This is a genomic window from Bartonella sp. AP57NXGY (assembly GCF_042195805.1).
Classification (GTDB): domain Bacteria; phylum Pseudomonadota; class Alphaproteobacteria; order Rhizobiales; family Rhizobiaceae; genus Bartonella.
Genome location: NZ_JBHIOZ010000048.1, coordinates 5588 through 10849 on the forward strand (window position 1 = coordinate 5588; position 5262 = coordinate 10849).

6 protein-coding genes and 1 pseudogene are annotated in these 5262 nt (G+C 37.7%); 4 read left to right on the forward strand and 3 right to left on the reverse strand.

Annotated elements, in window-relative coordinates:
- A pseudogene (locus ACFIL8_RS05935) lies at positions 1-383 on the reverse strand (hybrid sensor histidine kinase/response regulator); the annotation flags it as partial.
- Between the two features lie 218 nt (positions 384-601).
- Between ACFIL8_RS05935 and ACFIL8_RS05940 the strand changes: the two are divergent.
- On the forward strand, positions 602-1078 hold the full coding sequence (locus tag ACFIL8_RS05940; protein WP_375611550.1) for a hypothetical protein: 477 nt from the start codon (positions 602-604) through the stop codon (positions 1076-1078).
- Positions 1079-1130: 52 nt separating this feature from the next.
- Here the strand turns inward: ACFIL8_RS05940 and dksA are convergent, their stop codons facing one another.
- Positions 1131-1547, reverse strand: coding sequence for an RNA polymerase-binding protein DksA (dksA, locus tag ACFIL8_RS05945; protein WP_015856486.1), 417 nt, complete (start codon positions 1545-1547; stop codon positions 1131-1133).
- 315 nt (positions 1548-1862) lie between these two features.
- The gene (locus ACFIL8_RS05950) at positions 1863-2402 is read right to left on the reverse strand and encodes a flavin reductase (RefSeq protein WP_375611549.1); all 540 of its coding nucleotides are present in this window, start codon (positions 2400-2402) and stop codon (positions 1863-1865) included.
- A 146-nt stretch (positions 2403-2548) separates the two neighbouring features.
- Between ACFIL8_RS05950 and rpe the strand changes: the two genes are divergently transcribed.
- The 3 genes from rpe (at position 2549) to ACFIL8_RS05965 (ending at position 5159) form a co-directional block, all read left to right on the forward strand.
- Positions 2549-3235 (forward strand): ribulose-phosphate 3-epimerase, encoded by a 687-nt coding sequence (gene rpe, locus ACFIL8_RS05955; RefSeq protein ID WP_375627790.1) that lies wholly within the window; start codon positions 2549-2551, stop codon positions 3233-3235.
- Positions 3235-4542, forward strand: a complete 1308-nt coding sequence (gene purB / locus ACFIL8_RS05960; RefSeq protein WP_375613148.1) for an adenylosuccinate lyase — start codon at positions 3235-3237, stop codon at positions 4540-4542. The genes rpe and purB overlap by 1 nt, the downstream gene beginning before the upstream one ends.
- 68 nt (positions 4543-4610) lie before the next feature.
- Positions 4611-5159: an RBBP9/YdeN family alpha/beta hydrolase gene (locus ACFIL8_RS05965; RefSeq protein ID WP_375611547.1), complete on the forward strand. Its 549-nt coding sequence runs from the start codon at positions 4611-4613 to the stop codon at positions 5157-5159.
- Positions 5160-5262 lie beyond the last annotated feature (103 nt).

The window sequence follows — 5262 nt, forward strand, 5'->3', positions numbered from 1 at the left end:
GCAATAACCCTATAACAAGACACTTCAGGCTTATAGGTCAGAATTTTTCGATAGTTTTGATTAGAATAATAAACAAAACCAGAAAGATCAGAGATTACAATTGCATCATCGCTCCTATTAAAGATGCTAAAATCAAAATCTTCATGCGACCACACATGATATCTTAAAATTCCCATTCCACACAAAACGAGTGTTGCAACACCGATCATTGCTAGAATCAAAAAAGATATTGATATCGCCTGTTGCAAATAGTTTTGTGGATAAAAAAAACCTAAAATACCCACAATGAAAAGAAAACCTAATACAAAAACAACACCAAAAATCACAACTCTCCGATGAAACGAAGACGCTGATCTTTCATTATTCTCAAAATCTTTATCCATCTCTCTTTGCCTTAGCTTATAGCTATTTCTTATGTCACAAAACTTCCTTTATATTCGTTGTTATGTTGTTATAAAGTATATACTATGATATTATCTAAGATAAGCTCGCTTAATATTCAAAAGTTTATTTCTTACATTATAAGTGAACCTTTTGAGGGTATGTTTATAAATTTATCTCAATAAAAAATAATATTTCCATCCAAAATGGGAGAAAATCTATGTATATCTGGTTATCAGAGCAGATAGGTGTATCTGCTGCAAACATAACGATAAGCTTTTTGCTTTTTATAATAACAATCGCAGCTATTACCGTAATTATCGTGTTTTTACGTCGCTTAAGTACAGGAAGATACAGCATTAATAGAAAAAAAAGTCTATCACGATTAGCATTATGTGAAGTAATTTCTATAGATCGAGCACGCCGCCTTGTTTTAGTCCGTTGCGATAATAAAGAACATTTGCTCCTTATTGGCGGATTAACAGATGTGGTTGTAGAATCCGATATTACTGGTACATCAAAAATACAAAAAAGAGAAACACACACACATCTAAATTCCGCCCCTCCAGAAAGAAACGATGTATCGGATAAAAGTCCCTCTCCTTTTACGAATCAAGCGGTAAAAGATTCAGCCATCACCGCCGAAATTGAGGGGCGGCAAGAACCATCTTTATTCATTCCTACCCCTCAAAAATAAAAATATACAATTTCATCACCACGAATTTCGTTTGTTTATCATCTCAATAACCTTAATCATCGCGATAAACTCTTTCACGTCGTTCGTGACGTTCTTGCGCTTCCAATGACAAAACGGCTATCGGCCGAGCCTCAAGACGCTTGATACTAATGGGTTCGCCGGTTTCTTCACAAAAACCGTATGTCCCATTATCAATGCGCTCTAAAGCAGCATCTATTTTTGAAATAAGTTTCCTCTGACGATCACGAGCACGTAATTCGATTGTACGATCAGTTTCACAAGAAGCCCGATCAGTCAAATCGGGCTGACCAACATTCTCTTCCTGCAAATTTTCCAAAGTCTCACGAGCTTCTTTTAATATATCATTCTTCCAAGAAACCAATTTAGCACGAAAATACGCCTTTTGCCGCTCATTCATAAAAGGCTCATCTTCACTAGGGCGATATTGACCATCAATCTCTTCGCTCATGCAATAAAAAACCTCCACATATGCTATGTGCGGTCTATATATTGTGCAATACCCATCAACACAAGAGTAAAATGTTTTTTCATAACAATCGACGAATATATCTAAATGCACTGTTTAGGTTTGATCGCTTTTTTATGTAGATTGAATTCTTGATCAAATCTCATCCAGAATCATTTTTTTCGCTTATTGAAAAACTTTAAAAAGAAGGAAATCTAATATCAGATATCAGAGCCATCCCTCCCCTACTCTCTACATTGTTTAAAATCTAAATGAAGCAACAATAAATCATTTCATCAATGCAAAAAAATAAAATCTTTATAAAGGCAAAGTGTGATATTCACGTTTCAAATACATCAAAGCATCTTTTTCTTTATTACAGTTGATTGCAACAACCTCACCAATCAAAACACAATGGGTTGCGTGTTCGTGCCAACAAATCAAACGACAATCAAACGACGCTAGAGCGTCTGAAAGACTAGGCGCCCCCGTTTGCAAAGCTCCCCATTGAGCAACATCAAAACGCTCATTTTGTGTAGAATTGCAACGCCTCGAAAAAACATCCGCTAATGAGCGATGTTTTCCTGCCAAGCTATTAACACAAAAATTTCCATTCTCCATAAACACCTGATTCTTTAAATTATGGCGCATGAGACAAACAAGAAGGGTTGGAGGATCATCAGATAAAGAACAACACGCCGAAACAGTCACCCCACGTCTTCCCTTAATACCATTTGTTGTCACAATATGCACAGCTCCTGCAAAAAGACTCATGGCATCTCGATATTCTTGAGAAGAAACCGCAATAGTATGTTTATGTTGAAGTTCAGGCATCAAATATGTTTTATGATTCGACATATCTTTCACTTATAAAGCTTTAAAATTTCAAGCAATCTTTCCATAAAAAGACCTATAATACATATTTTTTCTTTTCCGTCATAACACAAAAAATATTTGTGTATACACAGCGATATGATAAAAACTGCCAATCTAAGGAGATTTTAATGCCTCATTTTCATCTCATTTCGCCTTCTCTCTTGGCTTCTGATTTTTCTAAACTTGGACAAGAAATGTTAGATGTTGTTGATGCTGGTGCAGATTGGCTTCATCTTGATATTATGGATGGGCACTTTGTTCCTAACATCACCTTTGGTCCTGAAATCGTCAAAGCTCTGCGCCCATTAACAAAAGCAATATTTGATGTCCACCTGATGATCGCACCAGTAGACCCTTATTTAGAAGCTTTTGCAAAAGCAGGTTCAGATATTATAACTATTCATGCTGAAGCAGGTCCACATCTTCATCGTTCATTACAAACAATCAAAAAAATGGGGAAAAAAGCAGGAATCGCACTCAATCCAAGCACCCCTGAACATGTACTTGAATATTTGCTTGATCAATTAGATCTCATTCTCATCATGACGGTCAATCCCGGTTTTGGTGGACAAAGTTTTATTCCAGAAATAAAAAATAAAATTAAGCGCGTTAAAAGCATGATTGCAAACCGCCCTATTGATCTTGAAGTTGATGGTGGTATCACCGTTGATACAATTGGGATAGCTGCAAAAGCTGGTGCAAATGTATTTGTCGCAGGCTCTGCAATTTATAAAGATGGAAATAAAGAGCTTTACAAAACACGTATTAGTGCATTGCGCCAAGCCGCAATCCTCTCACAACAAGGAAAAAAATGATGATCGCACGTTATTCCCGCCCTGCAATGGTAACAATTTGGTCTCCCGAAACAAAATATCGTATTTGGTTTGAAATTGAAGCCCATGCCTGTGATGCCCTTGCTCACTTAGGGATTATTCCGAAAGAAGCCGCCAAAGTCATTTGGGAAAAAGGGGCAGCAGCTAAATTTGATGTCAATCGCATTGATGAAATTGAAGCAATTACCAAACATGATGTTATCGCATTTCTAACCCACCTAGCTGAATTCATTGGACCAGAGGCACGTTTTATCCACCAAGGCATGACATCATCTGATGTTCTCGATACAACGCTGAACATTCAATTGATGCGTGCGAGTGATATTTTGCTAGAGGATATAGATCAACTTCTTGAAGCATTAAAAAGACGTGCTTTTGAGCATAAAGAGACAATCACCATTGGGCGGAGTCATGGCATTCATGCTGAACCGACAACATTTGGAATCAAGTTTGCTCTTGCATACGCTGAATTTTCCCGTTGTCGCAAACGTCTTCTTGCTGCACGAGAAGAAATTTCTACTTGCGCGATTTCAGGAGCTGTAGGAACTTTTGCTAATATCGATCCACGCGTTGAAGAACATGTAGCAAAAGCCTTGAAGATGCGTACTGAACCGGTTTCCACCCAAGTAATACCAAGAGATCGTCATGCTATGTTTTTTGCAACACTTGGTGTTATTGCTTCCTCTATTGAAAGGCTAGCAATAGAAATACGCCACTTACAACGAACAGAAGTTCTTGAAGCAGAGGAACATTTCTCACCTGGGCAAAAAGGTTCATCGGCAATGCCTCATAAACGTAATCCAGTTTTAACAGAAAATTTAACTGGATTAGCCCGTATGGTACGTGCATTTGCACTCCCAGCCATGGAAAATGTAGCTCTTTGGCATGAACGTGATATTTCCCATTCATCTGTTGAGCGTTATATTGCTCCAGATGCGACGATTACACTTGATTTTGCTCTTTCTCGCCTCACATCTGTCATTGAAAATCTCATTGTCTATCCAGAAAATATGCAAAAAAATCTCAATAAATTCCGCGGTCTTGTTCACTCACAACGGGTTCTTTTAGCACTCACACAAGCAGGGATTAGTCGTGAAGATTCTTATCGGATTGTACAACGAAATGCGATGAAAGTTTGGGAACAAGGAAAAGATTTTTTAGAAGAACTCCTCAACGACAAAGATGTTACCAAAGCTTTAAGTGAAGAAGAACTTCGCGAAAAATTTGATCTTTCTTACCACACCAAACATATCAATACGATTTTTAAACGTGTTTTTGAAGAACAATAAAGCGACATAGAAAACCAAAATCCATTCAACCTATGATCAAAAATCTGTTGTAACAAAGAAAACAATTCATGAAAGCAAATCAACTCGATATTCTTATTGTTCCTGGCTACAAAGGATCTGGTCCAGATCATTGGCAAACACGCTGGGAAAAAAAATTGTCGACAGCCAGCCGCATTGAACAACTCCATTGGTCAAAGCCTGTTTGTGAAGAGTGGGTTAACAAAGTTAAAACCGCCATCGCAAAAGCTCAAAGGCCTGTTATGCTTATTGCTCATTCATTAGGAGTTCCCAGTGTTATTCATGCAACTGTACAAAATACAGAAAAAATTTGTGGCGCTTTCTTTGTTGCACCTCCAGATGTCGCCAATGAAAAAATACGTCCCAAACATTTAATGACATTTGGCCCCTATCATCGCCAAAAGCTTCCTTTTCCTTCTATTGTCATAGCCAGTCGCAACGATGAGTTTTGTCAATTTTCAGTAGCAGAAAAAATTGCCAATGATTGGGGATCACTCTTTGTTGATGCTGGGTATTCTGGCCATATTAACGCAGAATCCGGACACGGACCTTGGCCTGAAGGGCTTATGGTCCTCTCTCACTTTCTTGCAAAAATTTGATCCAAAAGAGGTGATCTTCTTTCTCATCGCTTATGTATCTTCACCTTTGGGTAAACGTGTAATGATAAAAATTATAAAAGTATCATAGCAATATCATTGAGAA

Bases quoted from the DNA above. Each gene is read 5' to 3' on its own strand.
- ACFIL8_RS05965 (WP_375611547.1), top strand. From the start codon at position 4,611: ATGAAAGCAAATCAACTCGATATTCTTATTGTTCCTGGCTACAAAGGA.
- rpe (WP_375627790.1), top strand. From the start codon at position 2,549: ATGCCTCATTTTCATCTCATTTCGCCTTCTCTCTTGGCTTCTGATTTT.
- ACFIL8_RS05950 (WP_375611549.1), bottom strand. From the start codon at position 2,402: ATGTCGAATCATAAAACATATTTGATGCCTGAACTTCAACATAAACAT.
- purB (WP_375613148.1), top strand. From the start codon at position 3,235: ATGATCGCACGTTATTCCCGCCCTGCAATGGTAACAATTTGGTCTCCC.
- ACFIL8_RS05940 (WP_375611550.1), top strand. From the start codon at position 602: ATGTATATCTGGTTATCAGAGCAGATAGGTGTATCTGCTGCAAACATA.
- dksA (WP_015856486.1), bottom strand. From the start codon at position 1,547: ATGAGCGAAGAGATTGATGGTCAATATCGCCCTAGTGAAGATGAGCCT.